Below are 16,856 nucleotides of genomic sequence, written 5' to 3' on the forward strand. Positions count from 1 at the left end.
CTTTTCATACCCACAATAAGGTGAAACTTTCATTAGTAGGAGCTTTACTATCCGCTAATGCGGGAGAGATGCAAACAAACTTCAAGCTACCTTATACTTTTTTTACTAAGCATTTATATTTATTTTGTAGTATAATCCCAAGAAAAATGGCAGCATCTCTCCCTTTTTTACAAATAACCCCAATAAATAAACCACGCAGCACTTGCTGCGTGGCTCACTACTCAGAGAATTTACTCGCGCCCGTTACTATGTAAAGCATGAAAAATCCCCTAATCTACTAACAAACATCACCGTAATTAGCTAAGTCCAAAATTACGGGATAAGTCTTGATCATGTCGAGCCACAGCATCTGCTGTATCCTTCAATTGTCTTTCGATGTCATGTAGTAATTGGGCAAAATTTCTTACCTTCGGTGCTAATTCGATAAATTGTCGGTCAAACCCTTCGAATGCACGACCTTCCCATTCTCCACGTAAGTCTGATTGTAAGTTTGTTAAATCGCGTAGAATGTCCTCAATTTGTTGACCACCGTTACCATAACGAGCTGCTTTTGCTTTAAGCTCCTCTGGGCTCATACGAATTTGTCCAGCCATTTATATTCCCCCTATCAATTTGTGAAAATTGTAAAACAAACTTTTATTTTACTTACTGAATTATAACAATAAGTAGAAAAATTGAAAAGATATTTTTACTTTTTTGGATATTCTTATCATATATTGTCGTTTTTTTCTTGTCTATGCATATAAATAAAGGGGTTCTGGTGCAAAAACTTCAGGACAATTGCAATAAATTCACAAATCTTAGACATGCTGATACTACTAATCTAAAAAAGGTGCGTGATGGATATGAAAAAGGAAAATGCATTCAAATGGCTGGATACCAGGAATGGTTAAAGTTCGTAATTTGGGGCATTCAGGAATTTTGGCCAAGAAACATTATTCGTGTTTTAAATTTTATTTTTTACTTGGATAACTTTGCCCATCCCCCTTTTTGGGGGATGGGCAAAGTTATCCAAGTACTGATTTAGGTACATATTTCGTAAGAAATCTATTCAAAACAAACCAGACGGTATCCATTTAGCGAAGAAATTAGGCATAAATTTTTCATCATCGATTCTTCTTCTTAATATTCCTATAAGTATGTGATGGTTTATATTATCAAAGAATCCCTTTATATCTCCTTCAACAAACCATTTCACACCAGTAAATCGCCTCTGAATTTTTATTATTGCTGTATGAAAGCTTCTTTGTGATCTAAAACCATGTGATGTTTCCAAAAATTGTGGCTCGTATATACTTTCGAGTATTAATCTCAATACTTCCTGTACTAGTTTATCATCAAAAGACGGAATTCCTAACGGTCTTTTTCCTTGCTTTGCTTTTGAGATATACACTCTTTTAACAGGGTGTGGTCGATAAGACTGCTCTCTTAATTCTTCAATTATGTTTTGTATTCTTTCGATACTCACTCCATCAATAGTTTTTCCATCTGCACCTTTAGTCAGACTTCCTTCTTTGGCATTAATCTTGTGGTAAGCTAAAAGATAAAACTCTATGTTGTATAAGTTCCTATACAGTCTTTTGTACTTATACTCAGTATTGTTTGCCTTAGACGCTAGACTGCTTAATACATCATTTGGATTTCTCATGAAGCCTCTCGCTCCTTCCATAATTGTATTAAACTAGATAAGCTGTTCCCCTTCGCCATGTGATAGGCTTTCCCCACTTCAGACTACTACGGGAACTCCGTTACCTTATTAGATTTTCATGGGCCACATATCTTGCTTATTACACTTGATATCATCCTCGATAGCCATTTTCTATGGCACTCTAACTTAGGTAATCCCCATTTAGTACTTCTGCGGACATAGCAGTATTGTGATATCGGATGTGACTTTCGTCCTTTTCCATTTATTATGGCTAGGAAACCACGGACACCTACTATACAAGGGTTATCTATCTGAACCCTGTACCATGGTTTTATTTCGTATCAGTCACCTTTCGAAATAGGCTTCGATATGCCCCCTTGGACTGTCATTCAAGCAGTTTAGCTTTCATCCTTGTTCACAACAGTTTCATCTTGCCATAAGTTGCCTTTGGTTTCCCTCATGGATAAGTTGATTGATGATAGGTTTGTTGGGTGTCTATACCTACTACTTGCTAAAGCAGATTCCCCAGAAGCCCTTATGGGCGCACATACACTTCGAATTGATGTCCGTCCATTTTGTCTATATAGCGAATGCCGGACTTCACCATTCGCTTCAGCATTCTACGCTCCTGGATCTTCCGGTACATAAACTTACAAATACGAAAAAGAACATAAAAGATAAAACCACAAATCAAAATCTGTAGTATATTTGGCATTGCTGGTAGATTAGACACTTCTCTCCACCTCTTTGATTGGTTTCATTTTCTTTGGTTGAGCTGTTTCTTTTGGTTGTTGTTCATTCACTTGTTTCTTCCGAACATCGTTCCAATCTTTTTCATGCATTGGAACATCCTCTTTAAGATCTACAAAGCATTTCATCGTCTGAATGAAGTCTTTCCCGGCCTTATCATTATCAACTGCCATAATGACCTCTTTAATATCGTGCCCTTCTTTTTTTGCATCCATTAAAGATTGAATCACCGTTTTTGACTTCAATCCATGCATAGAGACCAGGCGAGCGTTTTGTATTTTATTTTGCTTGATACTCCAATGAGATAACATGTCGATTGGATCTTCATAAAAATAGATCTTATCCGGCTTATCCACATCAACCGTAAAACCTGCATGGATTTTTTCATAATTCGGGACAATTTGTTTAAAGCTTCCTCTTTTATTCTCCATTTTGACCGTACCTTGACGGTTCATTCCAATTACTTGCCCTTTGCCACCTTCTTCTCTCCATTTGAACACGACATTGTTTTTCTTATCCTGGACGATGAGATCCTTTTTAATCAGCCAGTTCACCAGGCGAGGTTCTATTTTTCTTTCATCAATTAGGTACTGCTTGATCTCTGTTTGTTTCTGCACCTCTAAGTGTTTCGGATAGATGAAAGGCTGCTGTCCTTTTTTGTGTTCTTCTTCAACTTTTAAGCAATCAAACTCTTTATAATCATCCTTATTGATGTCTAGTACAGCTTGCGGAAATGTCATTTCATAGTACATCATCGCAAAGCTAATCGCTCCATAGCCCTTTTCGCCACGACTATTCCAGGCGTATTGATTTCCTTTAATAATGAGGCTGTCATGTTCCGTATGACGATAATAGTTTCCTTCTTTCTTAAACGTTTCTCCCTTTGCTTCTAGATATGAAATCAAGTCTATGTTTCTTGCTTTCATCGCATCCTCCGTACTGACATGTGCCATTACGGAATCCCCCCTTTACTCTATAAAATGAAATAAAAAAGAGGACTATTCCGTTTCATAGTCCTTTCCTATTAATCTGCAATTTCAGTTTTATGGTTCCGTTTCTTGATTCTCAGCTTTTTCACGATTCTTTGCCCAAATAACAACAATACGTTCAAAGAGACAGCTACAAGAAACATACAGTCCGCAAACAGCCATACATTCATGACATGACCTTCCATTCTAGTTCCTTCTGTAAGAACACATATAATGGTTTTTGCTCTAACAATATTTCACGAACGGCTTGAATTTCTTTTTTAGATAATGAGATAAAAATGAGTTCTTTTGGATCTTCTTTTTCTGCCCAAACACCCCTGTAATCAATGTCTACGATTTCCACAATGTTTCCCATTCCTTTTCACTCCTTTCGTTCTAAAAACAAGAAAGAGGGCTTTTACATGTATCCTCTTTCACTTGTAGACATAAAAAAATCACTTTCCGTTTTCTCAATTGAGTAACAAAAAATGATTCAATCTGGTTTGCCTGTTATAAAATTTTTCATCGTTCTATTTCCATTGTTTCTTTTTTCCTACTTGATTTTTTTGTAGCCCTTGGCTGCTCCACATTACCTTGTGCAATAGGCTCTGGCTTCTTCAAATTGACTCTGTATTAATGAAATATTAGATGGTGAATAGTGATAAAATTTTGCCATAAAAGATAAATAATCTTTCAAATCTCCCGGTGTACGAAAATAGCCTTCTATGCTTTTTTCCATCTTTTTTGTTAAAGCTTGCACCGCTTCTTTCTTTTCTTCCGGTGATTTTGTTTGATACTTTTCCTTATAATTTTTACTCATGATCTTCTCCTACTCTTTCGCTAGCTCTTTGCAATTCTTCCATGTCTTCTTCATTCCATCTTTCAGTTGTATCAAAGAAAAGCGCATGAGTTTTTACGTTAACCGGAACTAACATATTCTCTTGATTCATAACATGAACTGCAAGTTCTTCCTCTTGTTCTCGTGTAATTTTAATTGTTAATTCTTTATCTTTTACAAGTAAAATTAGTTCACCTTCTCCAATTGCTTTAATGACTCCTAATGCGATATCTTCATGAAATAATAACATCCTACTAACCTCCTATTTTTTTATAAAAAGAAACAATGTAGCTTACGTTACATTGTTCTTTGATGCTTCATGATCTAGACGTTTTTGTCTCGCATGACTAATTCGTTCCGCTACGACTTCCTTTGCCATTTTCACGCCACCGACTTCTATTTTATCCGTAGTAATAATACTCTCTAAATCTAAGTCATTGGCAAAAAAGTACCCATTCATTAATTCAATTAAAACTTGTGTATTTCTATCCGCACTATTTGCACCAAGACGAATTTTTGTTAGCTCACTTTTTAATATGTCATGAAGATTTTTAGAAACAACTTCTGAAATATAATTCAATGACCATTCTGTATTTTTTGATGCTTGATGTTCCATACAAATTTTCGATATGGCATCACCAGGATGTGTAATATTATTCTCCTCCATATACTCTTGAACATAATGATGGACGTTTTCACTCAATGATAACTTCATTCTTACTTTTTCATTCCCCATAATCTAACCCCTTTCGTTTTCATATGCATTTTCCCTTTGCATCCGCTCTTAATACTTTTGGTTTTTCCAACTTTCATATTCACTTTTAAAAGCACGCTCCACTTTCTTCATGGAATACTGAATAGATACATTCTGTTGGAATTTTTGATATGGTTTTGATTTCTTCATATGATGTATTCTCTTTTGTTCTTTATCATATGTCTTCATTTCTTGTAAAAAGGCGTTCCCTATTCTTTTATACAAATCATTGATTTTTTTCGTCATGTAATTTTCATATTGCTTCTTATCATACTTTCCTTCTCCACATGCTTCTTTAAAAACTTGAACTCCTTTATCTAATTTTTGGAGAAACTGATCGTAATCTTTTTTATGATGATGTTGAATATATCGCCTGCTTAATTCATCAATTTCCGGCTTCAATGGCTGAATTGTATTGTAGCTATATCGCCATTGCCTTTTATTATTTGGTAACTTTTTGTATATTTATAAAAAGAATGGCTTCAGATGATTGTTACGCCAATCAAAAACCGAATCCTCTTTTTTACTTCCCACCATATTATTTCGTATCAAATCATTAGTTTATTTTTGTTCTTGTTTACGATCCAATAAATTATTTACCACTTTCCCCTTCATCGCATCTAATGTTTTGGGTTTTCTTTTTCCTCGTTCTCTCGTTGGAAATGGTTCAACAGTTGCCACATGAATATGAATGTTATTCGTGTTAAAATGAATGGCTGCCGACCAGGTAGAACTTTTTTCTGGCCCTTCTCTTTTATGCATTTCCTTCATCGCAAGCCGTTTCACATCCATTAACTTTTTTTCATCCGATTTTTTTGTTTTCTCATCATAAATGCCTTGTTTCTCTAGCCAAGGATTATGAAAAGAAATGACATCTTGCCACATAATACTTCCATTTTCATGATCAGTCTTAAACATTTCCTTTAAGGATTTTTTCTCACTTTCCGTTAAACGATTTGCGTGTTCCGTAAACAGTGCCGATGTCTTTTCTGGATTCACCATATATTCTTGATACGTCTCAAACATTTTCGGATTCAACTTCACTTCACTTTGTGCTTCTTCCCGGTCTACTACTCAATATAGTTCTGAAAGGCATCTGAACTTGATAACACAAATTTTGTTTTTAAAACAAAACCTGGCGTGCTGGAAGATTGAACTGGAACCGTACTACTCATTTTCATCATCCTGCATCATCATTTGAATAAACTCATTCATTTTTTTTATTTCGCTATAACAATCATTCATCATATGGATGTTCTTTTGGATGATATTTTCTAATTCCATTTCTCTTTTATTTTGTTGCTGAAAAAATGCCAACATCTCAATTTGGTCTTTCAAAAATTTCTGCCTGGATAATCCTTTCCTCTTTGCAATTTCATCTATTTTCTTTACGGCAATTGGATCTACTTCTCTAATTCTGATTTCCACTTTTCCCTCTCCTTTCTACAATTTTGGGTAGAGATCAAAAAATAGTGAGAAGAGCATAAGGGGTTTTTGTTCCCACCCATGGTGTGAAGCTAGGCGGAGCCTAGCGAAACGATGGGAACAAGAAAAGAAACTGAATGTCCCCCTTATGTCCCCATATTTTCCGTTAACGTCTCCATCACGTCCCGTTATTTTTTCTACATGTCTCGTTCATGTCCCTCTTTTTCTTCTCAATGTCTCCATCGTGTCCCTATGTCTTTTTTCAATTTTTATTAATTTCTTGTGCCTTTTGCTCTAATTTTTTGATCTTATCTCTCGCATTTTTTTTACTCTCCTTCAAACAATTCAACGTTCTTTTCTGATGATTTTATTTTGGATTCTAAAGATGATATTTTCGATTGGGTTTTCGTTTTTTCCGCTCCGGTTTGGTACTTCATTTCATCTTTTAGTTCTTTTACTTTCTCATAAACTGTCTTCCCATTTTCTTCTTCAAGCTTGATTACCTTCCCATAATATTTAATCTTTGTTTCTAAATCTTTCTTGTCTCTTTCTATAAAATCTATCTCATATGTTTTTTTATCTTCAGCTAACAATTCATCATTTGCTTTTATTTTTCTTTGATCGGTAAAAATCGTCTGAACAAGTTTATTGGGACTCTTTGTACTTGTATTTTCATCTTCATATTCGTTAACATCTTGTGTGAATTTGCGAATATCCATTTGTTCTTTTTCACTGTTTTTTATTATATATATCTAAAGTTAACGCTCTCCAATTTGGAGATAATTCTTTGACTTCTATCACGTAATTTCCGTTCTCTTCATACAACACTTTGACAGGTAATTGAACACCTGGTTTTGCTTTTTCTTGTGCCTGAAACGTAAATTCTGTTTCCTCATATCCTTCTATCCGAAATCGAATTTCAATGAAGTTTTTATGTGGATTATACTCCCTTTGTTCTACAATCAATGTCCCCATTCCCGACAACTTGATTACTTTATTTGTTGCCGTATGGAATAGTCTTTCATCGTTCGGCATGTAAATTTTAGATGTGAAGAAAGCGGAAAAACCTAAAAATAGAAAGCTGATAATTGCTAGGTAGATCCACGACTTATTTCTTCTCAAATTGATTCTTTCACTCTTCCTACTGATTGTACCTATCACACTCTCACCTCACCTTTTTTTGTTATAAAACTTTCATATTGAGTTTTTCTACACTTGTAACTCGCCATGTTTCCTTTTCTTTTTTTTAGATGATTCGTAACACACTATTGACTTTTTCTTCTCGATATTACATGACTTAAACGATTACTTAAGTGATGATCAGAAAAAAGCATATTATTACATTTTGAGTCAAGAATTAACATACCTTTCCGAAAATGATGCGTACATAATTGCTTTAAGACTGCCATCTGATATCGATCGCTTCACAAGATGGGATTTTGAAGAATGATTGCAATGGTTTCAGTTTAATAAAGCTGAAACCATTGCAATCCTGTGCATTTCATAAAGATTTTTAATCAAAAATCTAAACAGAATTAAGAACGTAGAAAACGTAATACCCAAAGGACAAACTCGCTTTTGGATGCAAATAATAATCGTAAGTTTGTTTTCTTTAATTTTTTAGAAGAGAACAGATAAATTTTAAAAAATCCAATGAAAAATAACCTTGTTTAAAATAATTATATATATCAAGGTTATTTTTCATATCTTCTTATAGTTTTCTATAATCTTAGTATTTTTCAACAAAAAAATCTTCAATAGCCGTACTCGTTTTCTGTAAACTATTATCAGTTTCCAGGTAACTCTACTATAGAAATTACATTTGATAGATACTGAATATTCATTTATTTACCAATGGATTAACTTTGAAATTTACTAAGCTTAAATCTTCAATAGCTTGCTGTAGTAAGTATGAAAGGTGAAAAATTAATTCTAATGTTTTTATTTATTTTAATTTCTAAAACAAGATTTATTAAATATAATATTCTATATTTTTTGTCATTTTTTCAGGAAGCTTAGCATATTTTCAATATATAAAAAGAATCCTGTGAATTTCTAGCATATGAAGCTAAACCAAACATTTTATGAATAAAGTGTTTTTGATCTTAGACAGACTTGTTCGACAAAATAAGTTTTCTTTTTACTCTAATATAGGTTTTATCGACTCCTCATGAGTTGTTTGTTCATTTAAGATGATATTGTATTGTCTCTTCTAATTAAGGCCTATATGGATAAACTCAGCGTATAATTGTTGTCTGAGCAATTAATATCTCTCTTCCCTTTAGTTCATACTGATAATGCTTCTATTTAAACTAATTTTCCTTTTCATACTGATTACACATCTTTTGTAAAATCATACCATCAGTATCTTCAAGTATTTAAATTTATTTGTTACTTAGTGAAAGACTACTACCTTTTAGATAATCAAGAAATGCGCATTTTTCGGATAGTACGTTAAAACCTAATATAATATATATCTTTTATATAAAAAGAATATAAAGATAAAACTATTATACTTATGAAAAATGGCTTACAAACTCAGTAATAACAGTGTCTGCAAAGTTATAGAACCATAAAAAATCGAAAAGAACACTTATTGGAAATGTATTTATTGCGTTTTACGCCGCTCTAAATATACAAAATATCATAAAGTTGAATTACTTAACCTACATATAATCAGCATTATTTTGATGCGTAAAAGTGTATATAAGATTAATGGCAGTCTTGCTTAAATTAATAACATGATTTCCACATACGCTATAAAATAACCCACATTTTATTAACATTTAGAAGTAAGTTATAGACATAATTCAGTAAATCAACATTATTAACAAAAAACATTCTGATTTTAAGTAGATTTATATATAAAACGTTTATAAATAAAGCTTTGAGCTATTTTATTGTACACATTTGGACAATATTATTAAGATATCCACTGAATTTATATATATATTTACGATTTTTAGTAGATTAAATCCCAGTAAGAGAACGAATGTTCAGAAAAAAGTAAAGTAAAATTGTGAATTACTGATTATATTTTAGGAATTTTGTATAAAAGTGTATAAAAAAAGAGAGGTATTCTAACTCAAATTTAAGAATCTCTCTTTTTTATGTTTGGATAGTACGAATTTAATTTCTAATTTCAGCACGAATAGCCCTCCGTCTTTGATTTTTCAAAAAAGGAGAGCATGTAATTTTACATTGCAGGAAGCAGCTGATCTACCGTGCATGGTGTTTCACTATTTTTACGGTAATAAGCTTCTAAGGAATGAAGAAAATCGATCAAATTAAAGTCTTTAGGAACTTCAATTACGCGGATTTTTTCCTTAGGCAATCTATCTATTTTTTCAATGAACAGTTCGCGAATATCACTTGGAATATGATGTTCTTTATGGCCATGAGATTTTAATAATTCACGAATTTTAATTTCTAATGCAATATATGCGTTAACATTTACTCCTTGCTCAAAAGCATACTTCCTAAATAGTGTTTCTTCTTGATACTGCATATAATTACGATGGTATGCTTCTTCAGTCACAGGAACCGCATATGTAGCATGAAGAAGGTCATGCGCTTTACAGAATAACTTCTTAACATTTTGTAATGAATATATAGCGAAGTGAGTACCGAATTTAAATACCGCATCTTCTTGTTTCTCTCTCGGCACATTATGTGTAATCAGAGAATAAATACCTGTTTTAGCAGCTGTATCTAATACGCGATATTGAGAAGACTGCTTTAATAATTTGCTTAGTGTATAAACAAGGTTTTTAGGGAAACCCTCTTGTCTATCAATCATTTCACGTAATCCACGAATCACTTGGCGGATTTGACGATGACAGGAATGTTTTAAGACATTTACAAATTGGTTTATATCTTTTGTAAATTCTGCAATATTCATTTCAACTAATGATTCTTCAATGAACTCAGCTTTACGTTTATATGTAAGTCTTGGTGTAAATGGATCGCGATACTCTTCCCCTATTTCCTTATTACACAGGAAATCAGGGTGTACAGATAAATGCAGTGTTGTATACTGCTTTTTATTCTTTTTCCCTTTTTCTAATTTGCAAATTTTAAACAAAGAAGATCCAGTAGCAGTTGATTTAGTTGTTAATTCAGCCATTACAGAACGTATCTGATGTGGGTATTTCTTATGTAAGAAGCGATACATACCGCCAAAATGAGTCTGTTGTCCTTGTTCATCAAATTTGTATAGTGAACGTTTCAAAGTAGTTTCTCGTTTTTGCTGCATTGCGATATCAATAAATAGCTTTTTAGCAGCAATGGATAAATCGAAGAACTCTTTTGTAAATACAATTGGGCTGATAAACGTGTAAGGATTCGCTTTATTCGTTTCCTTGTTCATAAAATCAGTTAATGTAATTTTATATTTACCACTGTATTCATTCTCAATTTCAATGATGTTGTGTAAGCTAAGCTTTTTCAACGCAACATAGAATTGCGAATGATGAATATGTGCAAATACTTCTTTATAGTTTTTGTAGTCCTCCCAAAGCATGTGAATGGAAACATGAGAAAGTTCACCATAGGTATTACATTTTTTATGTAGAAATAGAAATACTTCTAGATCTGCATTAGTAATACCATATAGCTTATGCTTTCTACCATTTGCTTTAGTGAAGAGATTTTTCATTTGAAGTGAAAAAGATGGTTTGGCTTTTTCAACAAACCCTTCTTCATCTGCAATTCGTTCCTCGTAAGACATTGAATTTACGATATCTTCTAGATATGTATCTTTAAAGCTATAGTATTTGCCTTCTAAAGCTTCCACTAATTTTTGCCATGCTTTAATTGTTACTAATACTGGAGTTGTTGTTTCACCATTTAAACTACGTTTGTTCTTTATAACGAAAGGTTTAGCCATCTTTTTCACCTCCTCTTATTATGAGTTTCAGTTTTTACCTAAATAGGATATAAAAATTCAATTTTGATTATATCAAATCGAATCTTGGTGAAATGTGTCTCTTTAAGAGGAAAATCAAAAATGTGAAACGCTGCCTCAGCCTTAGAGGCACAAGGGATTCAACGTTTCACAAAAAAAATCTTTTGGCCACCATAAAGCTATAAGGTATTTTGAATATGAAACGTATCTGAAATGAATGAAACAGCACATAAACCTTGATATGATAGGTTTTTTAGTACTTTTGTCTAAAAGTTGTTGCCATCATATAGCTATAACGTTTCATATTTTGAAATGACTAAATAATGTGTAGAATTCATTCATAAATGTTGTGGTATAGCGTTTTCATGTTAATTTACGTCAAGGGACTATTGCCATCATATAGCTATATACGTTTCATGTTTTTTTTAGATTGTTGCCATCATAAAGCTATGGCGTTTCATGTTTGAAATCAATGTTTCATTGCGCTTGAAATGTACCTAAACCCTTGTTACATATGGATTCATAGGTTTTTTTTAAAAAAAAGTTGTTGCCATCATATAGCTATAGCATTTCATTGGGATTTTTTAGTTTTTTTAAAGAATGGCTTTATATCAATGTTTAGCACTAATTTAAATAAAAAATATTTTTTTTATATGAACAGATTTTAGTGCGTTTATGTTTCAGATTTAAAGAGTTGTTGCCACCATATAGCTATAACGTTTCAAGTTTTTAATAGTAACTGCCACAATGTAGCTATGATGTTTCATAAAAGTAAAGGTATTCGTGCCGATATATGGAATAACGTTAATTCTTGTTAAATGAAATCCAAAAATTCATTGGTATTTCTTGTTCAGAATATACTTGCCATCATAAAGCTAAAGCGTTTCAAGTCTTTAATAGTACTTGCCACAATGTAGCTAAGGGGTTTCATAAAAGTAGAGGTATTCGTGCGGATATATAGAATAACGTTAATTCTTGTTAAATGAAATCCAAAAATTCATTGGTATTTCTTGTTCAGAATATACTTGCCATCATAAAGCTAAAGCGTTTCAAGTCTTCAATAGTACTTGCCACAATGTAGCTAAGGGGTTTCATAAAAGAGAGGCATTCGTGCTGATATATGGAATAACGTTAATTCTTGTTAAATGAAATCCAAAAATTCATTGGTATTTCTTGTTCAGGATATACTTGCCATCATAAAGCTAAAGCGTTTCAAGTTTTCAATAGTAACTGCCACAATGCAGCTATAATGTTTCATAAAAGTAGAGGTATCTGTGTCGAAGTATGAAATAACGTTAATGCTTGTGAAGTGGAAATCAACAGTTTATCGGTATTTTTTGTTTCGAATATACTTGCCACTATAAAGCTAAAACGTTTCAAGTTCTAAGGAGTACTTGCCACAATGTAGCTATGACGTTTCATAAAAGTAAGGGTATTTGTATCATTGTATAGAATGATACAAATAATTTTTTAGATGAAACCAGCAAATCATCGATGTTTCTTGGTAAGAAAGTAATTGTTATCATAACGCTATAATGTTTTATTTCATTTGTAAGAAAAGGGACAATTACGTTTCACTTTAAAAGTATGATTTACACTATTTAATACCGAATGGGTTTCCCGCATGGAGATTGTAGTGTAAAGTAGTAATTTTACAAATAAGTACAGTCTTATATAATACAAGTACAAGAATGTTTACTTGATAGGACAAATACTGTTCGATAAATCATTTCTCGATATAGATTATTCTGATAACGTTTCAACTTATATGCTATGTTGCCACCATATAGCTATAACGTCTCAAGTTCTATAATTTATAATTCTAATTGGTGGGAACTTAGTAAGGAGGTTTTTGAATATGGAGAAAGTATTAGTGTTGTTTAGCGATGCCCTTTTACTTGCTGCACCAATGTATGAAAAGAACACGCAGCTATGGGAAAAGTGGAATAGATATTATGAGGAAGTACAGGGAAATCATGACAAAGTAGTAACTTCAGCTAATATATCCCCTTCATTTTCAGCTCTTGTCTCTTGGTTAGGCCAGAAACAAGAACAAGGGATTTCATTATTGCATATATACGCAAATCTAGATAAATATAAAATTGAGATTCGAAATGTACTCGATAAAATAATAGAGCAAGAATTTGGAGGTACGTCTGAAGAAGTTGAAACGTCTATAATATCTAATACAACCGATGAAAAGTTAAAAGAGCATTCAATTGATCTACAAGAGGATTACTATCCTGTAAGTAATGATGCGGTATATTATCAACTACGAGATGGTATAGCCAAGAATCACTTTGAAGAAGATGAAGTAGGAGCAGTATCTGTTTTACCATTAGAAACTAAAAATACAAGCGGAGTTGCTCAGCTATCATCACACAAGGATGAAGATTTAAGGCTAGTAAACACCAATGAAGCAGAAAGATGGTCAATACTAGTCGATGGTGTTATTAGTAACATGGATGATCTTACCGCAGACTGTTTAGATACAATTACAATACAGTGGTTGAATCAAGCGAAATCTCCAGATGATTTTATTGATTTCAGCTATGAAAATGTACTAGATATGTGTAATATTCCAAAAGCATCAGCAAATGGTATAGAGTATTATCGTGCAGAAGATAAAATTAAAATTGCACAACGTATAGCTGCTTTGGCGAGTATCTTTATTTATTTAAATGACGATAATGAAGTCGTGGTTTTAAATGATCGTGCAGAAACTGGTGAGCAATTTGAAATGAAACGTGAAATAATTAAAAGACTTTTCGTTTTAGATTCTGTAGTTCTTTGGAGAGATAAAAATACCAATGATTACGTAGGTATTGAATCTTGTAGAATAAAGCCAGGTAGCTTTTTGTCGATGTATTTATACGGATCTAGTAGCACAACAGCGTTATTATCTAAAAAAGCATTGGAGTATAATAGTTATCGACACAAATTCCACAAGCGACTAATTCGCTATTTATCTTGGCAATGGAGAATTCGACAACAGTACAGTAATTTAAAAAGACCATATTCAATTGATGGAGAAAAAGGACTATTGTCTGTTATGGGGATTAATATAGCTAAGGGACGCCCCCACCGTATTCGTGAGCAATTAGAAAATGTATTAATAGATTTAGAAAAAGAAAAAGTTATTTCACATTGGGAATACGCTGAGGAAATTGATGAATCAAGAATTGGAGAACGGAACTGGTTTAAGAATTATTACTCAAAATTAGGAATCATCATTTTACCACCAAAAGAGTTAATGGATAATATCGGGAGTTTGGCAAAGAAAAAGGTAATTGATACTCCGGATAAGCAAGAAAATAATGTGATTATAAATACGATAGCTCATAGTACAGTAAGTACTGAGGAGCTAATTAGAGAGAAAATTATGCACCAACATATGCATCAAAATAGAACAATGCGCGAAATAGCAGATGAGTTAGGCTTATCCCCTGCTACACTATCGAGATTCTGTAATAAGAAAATGAAACGGATTTCAAACAGTGTTAATGATAAGTTAACAAAATGGTATGAAAGACAAATGATAATCGAGTCTATGTAAGCAAAAAAGAGGAAACCACTTTGAAAATGGTTTCCTCTTTTTAATGAATCTTATTGACGGAAAATTCAAACACGTTATATAATTTTTGGTATTACCAATATCTTCAACATGTATTACCAAAAAATAAAGGGGACGATGGCTTGAAAGAAAAGGAACGCTCCTCAGATAAAATTGAGAATGAATTAATTAGATCCATATTGGCGGGTGTTTATTCTGTAGGAAGTACTTTACCGCCGGAAAGAGAGCTTGCGAAAGAATTTGGTGTTGGTCGCCCAACTATTCGGGAGGCGCTTCAACGTTTAGAAAGGAGTGGATGGATAACAGGAAGAAAAGGAATGCCAGCGATTATTAATGATTATTGGAGCAATGGGAATCTAACGACACTTATTAATATTGTTGAGAATCATCATACCATTACAGATGAATTTATTATGTATTTATTAGAATTTAGAAGTTCGTTGACTCCGACTTATATTCGTGATGCTGTTACGTTTAATCAACCTAAAGTGGTTGCTCTCCTTGCTAATCTTGAGCAACTTGAAGATAGTGCAGAAAGCTATGCAGCATTTGATTGGTATTTGCAAAAAAGGTGTGCTGGGCTTGCTGCCAATCCGATCTTTCTACTCATTTTAAATAGCTTCGATTCCATTTATGTAGATATGGCGAAAAGATATTTTTCTGTAAAAGATCATCGTGGGTTGTCCTTCAACTATTATCACGACTTATTAAAAGCTGCATTAAAGGGAGATGCAATTGAAGCGGAAAGATTGTGTAAGACAACATTGGAGAAAAGCTTGGCTCTCTGGAAAGATAGAAAAAAATAAAGAAAGCTGGAGGCGTGATAAATGAAACTAAAATATTTTAAAGAATATTTTTCCTATCCTGATATTTTGATCATGAGCTGTCTTTTCTTCGCTAGTTTTGGATTTATGATTTTACATTTAACCTCTATCGGAATTTGGGGTGCTTTTATTTTGGGAATGATTATGTATTCCTTAGCTGAGTACGCTACTCACAGGTTTATTTTTCATCTAAAGCCACCAAAGAATGCATTCTTATTAAAAATACTTAAGCGCCTACATTATGATCACCATACAAATCCGAATGAATTACATTTATTATTTTTACCCTTATGGTATAGTGTGCCAAACATTGCAATTTCAGGAGCGATTTTTTATTTTCTTTCATCCAGCTTTGTCATGACAAACGCATTTATTGCAGGTATTATGCTCTTTTTATTATTTTATGAGTGGAAGCATTATATCGCGCATCGCCCCCTTCAACCAATATCACCATGGGGGCGATGGATGAAAAAGGTTCATTTATGGCATCACTTCAAAAATGAAAATTACTGGTATGGTGTCACGAACCCAGCCTATGATTTTCTCATGGGCACCTTTAAAGACCAAAAGGATGTTGACCAAAGTAAAACTGCTAAAAACCTAGAAAAACGTGGTGACCAGAAAATAGAATTATAAAAAATAATCCATTGTCATCATCCTGGAAATGTCGAATGAATTTTGTAGCTTCGACATTTCTCGGGGAGTGACAGGCATTTTTTCCTATTGAATAGTAAGCATGATAATAGATTGCATAAGGCTCGTTTTAAAGTTTTTCTTACCGAAAAATGCACCCGCTTTTTTCTCTATTTCTCTTAGCATTGCTTCATTTTTCACGAAGTGTTTCGCCGATGCTATCTACAATCTGTATCGCGTTTGCCCCAGTGATTTCTTTAGCGACTCATTCCAGAAGAATCTTCGTATCAAAAGAAAATTTTCGCGCAAAGCTATGGCACCTGAAAATATTATTGCGGAGAAACTCGGAATATTCAGGCGTGAAAGCACGACGAATACAGCCCCTCATCATCTCTTTCATCTAGATACCTTTTTAACCAAATGGTGCAACACATCCCTTTCTTTATCATCTTTCCCTTGTACAATGACAGAATTCGTTAAAAAAGAAGAGGTGAGACTAACAGTATGCTTTCTCCATTGAACTACCCCCACTTTCA

General features: G+C 33.2%; 11 protein-coding genes and 6 pseudogenes. 5 read left to right on the top strand and 12 right to left on the bottom strand.

The genetic code is table 11. The features are described from left to right. Positions 1 to 296: 296 nt before the first annotated feature. Positions 297 to 593 (bottom strand): WXG100 family type VII secretion target, encoded by a 297-nt coding sequence (locus tag B5P40_RS26660; protein WP_000918583.1) that lies wholly within the window; start codon positions 591 to 593, stop codon positions 297 to 299. Positions 594 to 760: 167 nt separating this feature from the next. Between B5P40_RS26660 and B5P40_RS26665 the strand changes: the two genes are divergently transcribed. Then, a complete protein-coding gene (locus B5P40_RS26665) occupies positions 761 to 1,027 on the top strand; it encodes a hypothetical protein (RefSeq protein ID WP_162208023.1) in 267 nt (88 codons plus the stop codon). 33 nt (positions 1,028 to 1,060) lie between these two features. Here the strand turns inward: B5P40_RS26665 and B5P40_RS26670 are convergent. From B5P40_RS26670 to B5P40_RS33795, 10 genes and pseudogenes are all read right to left on the bottom strand, one after another. After that, a pseudogene (locus tag B5P40_RS26670) lies at positions 1,061 to 1,648 on the bottom strand (reverse transcriptase domain-containing protein); the annotation flags it as partial. Between the two features lie 541 nt (positions 1,649 to 2,189). Next, a pseudogene (locus B5P40_RS26675) lies at positions 2,190 to 2,381 on the bottom strand (restriction endonuclease); the annotation flags it as partial. Beyond that, positions 2,374 to 3,351 carry a DUF3991 and TOPRIM domain-containing protein gene (locus tag B5P40_RS26680; RefSeq protein WP_002193511.1) on the bottom strand — a complete coding sequence of 326 codons (978 nt, stop codon included), beginning with the start codon at positions 3,349 to 3,351 and terminating at the stop codon, positions 2,374 to 2,376. The pseudogene B5P40_RS26675 and the gene B5P40_RS26680, both read right to left, overlap by 8 nt. A 202-nt stretch (positions 3,352 to 3,553) precedes the next feature. Continuing rightward, the gene (locus tag B5P40_RS26685; protein ID WP_002193510.1) at positions 3,554 to 3,742 is read right to left on the bottom strand and encodes a hypothetical protein; all 189 of its coding nucleotides are present in this window, start codon (positions 3,740 to 3,742) and stop codon (positions 3,554 to 3,556) included. Between the two features lie 228 nt (positions 3,743 to 3,970). Continuing rightward, positions 3,971 to 4,186 (bottom strand): annotated as a pseudogene (locus B5P40_RS26690) (hypothetical protein); the annotation flags it as partial. After that, the gene (locus tag B5P40_RS26695) at positions 4,179 to 4,454 is read right to left on the bottom strand and encodes a hypothetical protein (RefSeq protein ID WP_002191646.1); all 276 of its coding nucleotides are present in this window, start codon (positions 4,452 to 4,454) and stop codon (positions 4,179 to 4,181) included. The pseudogene B5P40_RS26690 and the gene B5P40_RS26695, both read right to left, overlap by 8 nt. A 42-nt stretch (positions 4,455 to 4,496) precedes the next feature. Continuing rightward, positions 4,497 to 4,940, bottom strand: a complete 444-nt coding sequence (locus tag B5P40_RS26700; RefSeq protein ID WP_002191647.1) for a hypothetical protein — start codon at positions 4,938 to 4,940, stop codon at positions 4,497 to 4,499. Positions 4,941 to 4,988: 48 nt separating this feature from the next. Then, positions 4,989 to 6,133 (bottom strand): annotated as a pseudogene (gene mobP2, locus B5P40_RS32960) (MobP2 family relaxase). After that, positions 6,126 to 6,386: a hypothetical protein gene (locus tag B5P40_RS26715; protein ID WP_113710195.1), complete on the bottom strand. Its 261-nt coding sequence runs from the start codon at positions 6,384 to 6,386 to the stop codon at positions 6,126 to 6,128. The pseudogene mobP2 and the gene B5P40_RS26715 overlap by 8 nt, the downstream one beginning before the upstream one ends. Before the next feature lie 259 nt (positions 6,387 to 6,645). After that, positions 6,646 to 7,544: pseudogene (locus B5P40_RS33795) on the bottom strand (hypothetical protein). Positions 7,545 to 7,671: 127 nt separating this feature from the next. Here B5P40_RS33795 and B5P40_RS33800 point away from each other — a divergent pair. Then, positions 7,672 to 8,021, top strand: a pseudogene (locus B5P40_RS33800) (Replicase RepFR55); the annotation flags it as partial. A gap of 1,558 nt (positions 8,022 to 9,579) precedes the next feature. Here B5P40_RS33800 and B5P40_RS26735 read toward each other — a convergent pair. Beyond that, positions 9,580 to 11,271 (bottom strand): hypothetical protein, encoded by a 1,692-nt coding sequence (locus B5P40_RS26735; protein ID WP_113710197.1) that lies wholly within the window; start codon positions 11,269 to 11,271, stop codon positions 9,580 to 9,582. Between the two features lie 1,876 nt (positions 11,272 to 13,147). Between B5P40_RS26735 and B5P40_RS26740 the strand changes: the two genes are divergently transcribed. From B5P40_RS26740 to B5P40_RS26750, 3 genes are all read left to right on the top strand, one after another. Next, positions 13,148 to 14,845, top strand: a complete 1,698-nt coding sequence (locus B5P40_RS26740; protein ID WP_002191654.1) for a helix-turn-helix domain-containing protein — start codon at positions 13,148 to 13,150, stop codon at positions 14,843 to 14,845. Positions 14,846 to 14,985: 140 nt separating this feature from the next. Then, positions 14,986 to 15,669, top strand: coding sequence for a GntR family transcriptional regulator (locus B5P40_RS26745; protein WP_002144339.1), 684 nt, complete (start codon positions 14,986 to 14,988; stop codon positions 15,667 to 15,669). A 21-nt stretch (positions 15,670 to 15,690) separates the two neighbouring features. Next, complete coding sequence (locus B5P40_RS26750; protein WP_002191655.1) at positions 15,691 to 16,323, top strand: sterol desaturase family protein; 633 nt, start codon at positions 15,691 to 15,693, stop codon at positions 16,321 to 16,323. Positions 16,324 to 16,856: the final 533 nt, after the last annotated feature.

It is taken from the genome of Bacillus sp. SRB_8, from assembly GCF_003264205.1.
Lineage (GTDB): Bacteria > Bacillota > Bacilli > Bacillales > Bacillaceae_G > Bacillus_A > Bacillus_A mycoides.

Coding starts and splice junctions, on each gene's coding strand:
- B5P40_RS26685 (WP_002193510.1), bottom strand. CDS start 3,742: ATGGGAAACATTGTGGAAATCGTAGACATTGATTACAGGGGTGTTTGG.
- B5P40_RS26695 (WP_002191646.1), bottom strand. CDS start 4,454: ATGTTATTATTTCATGAAGATATCGCATTAGGAGTCATTAAAGCAATT.
- B5P40_RS26740 (WP_002191654.1), top strand. CDS start 13,148: ATGGAGAAAGTATTAGTGTTGTTTAGCGATGCCCTTTTACTTGCTGCA.
- B5P40_RS26750 (WP_002191655.1), top strand. CDS start 15,691: ATGAAACTAAAATATTTTAAAGAATATTTTTCCTATCCTGATATTTTG.
- B5P40_RS26680 (WP_002193511.1), bottom strand. CDS start 3,351: ATGGCACATGTCAGTACGGAGGATGCGATGAAAGCAAGAAACATAGAC.
- B5P40_RS26660 (WP_000918583.1), bottom strand. CDS start 593: ATGGCTGGACAAATTCGTATGAGCCCAGAGGAGCTTAAAGCAAAAGCA.
- B5P40_RS26700 (WP_002191647.1), bottom strand. CDS start 4,940: ATGGGGAATGAAAAAGTAAGAATGAAGTTATCATTGAGTGAAAACGTC.
- B5P40_RS26735 (WP_113710197.1), bottom strand. CDS start 11,271: ATGGCTAAACCTTTCGTTATAAAGAACAAACGTAGTTTAAATGGTGAA.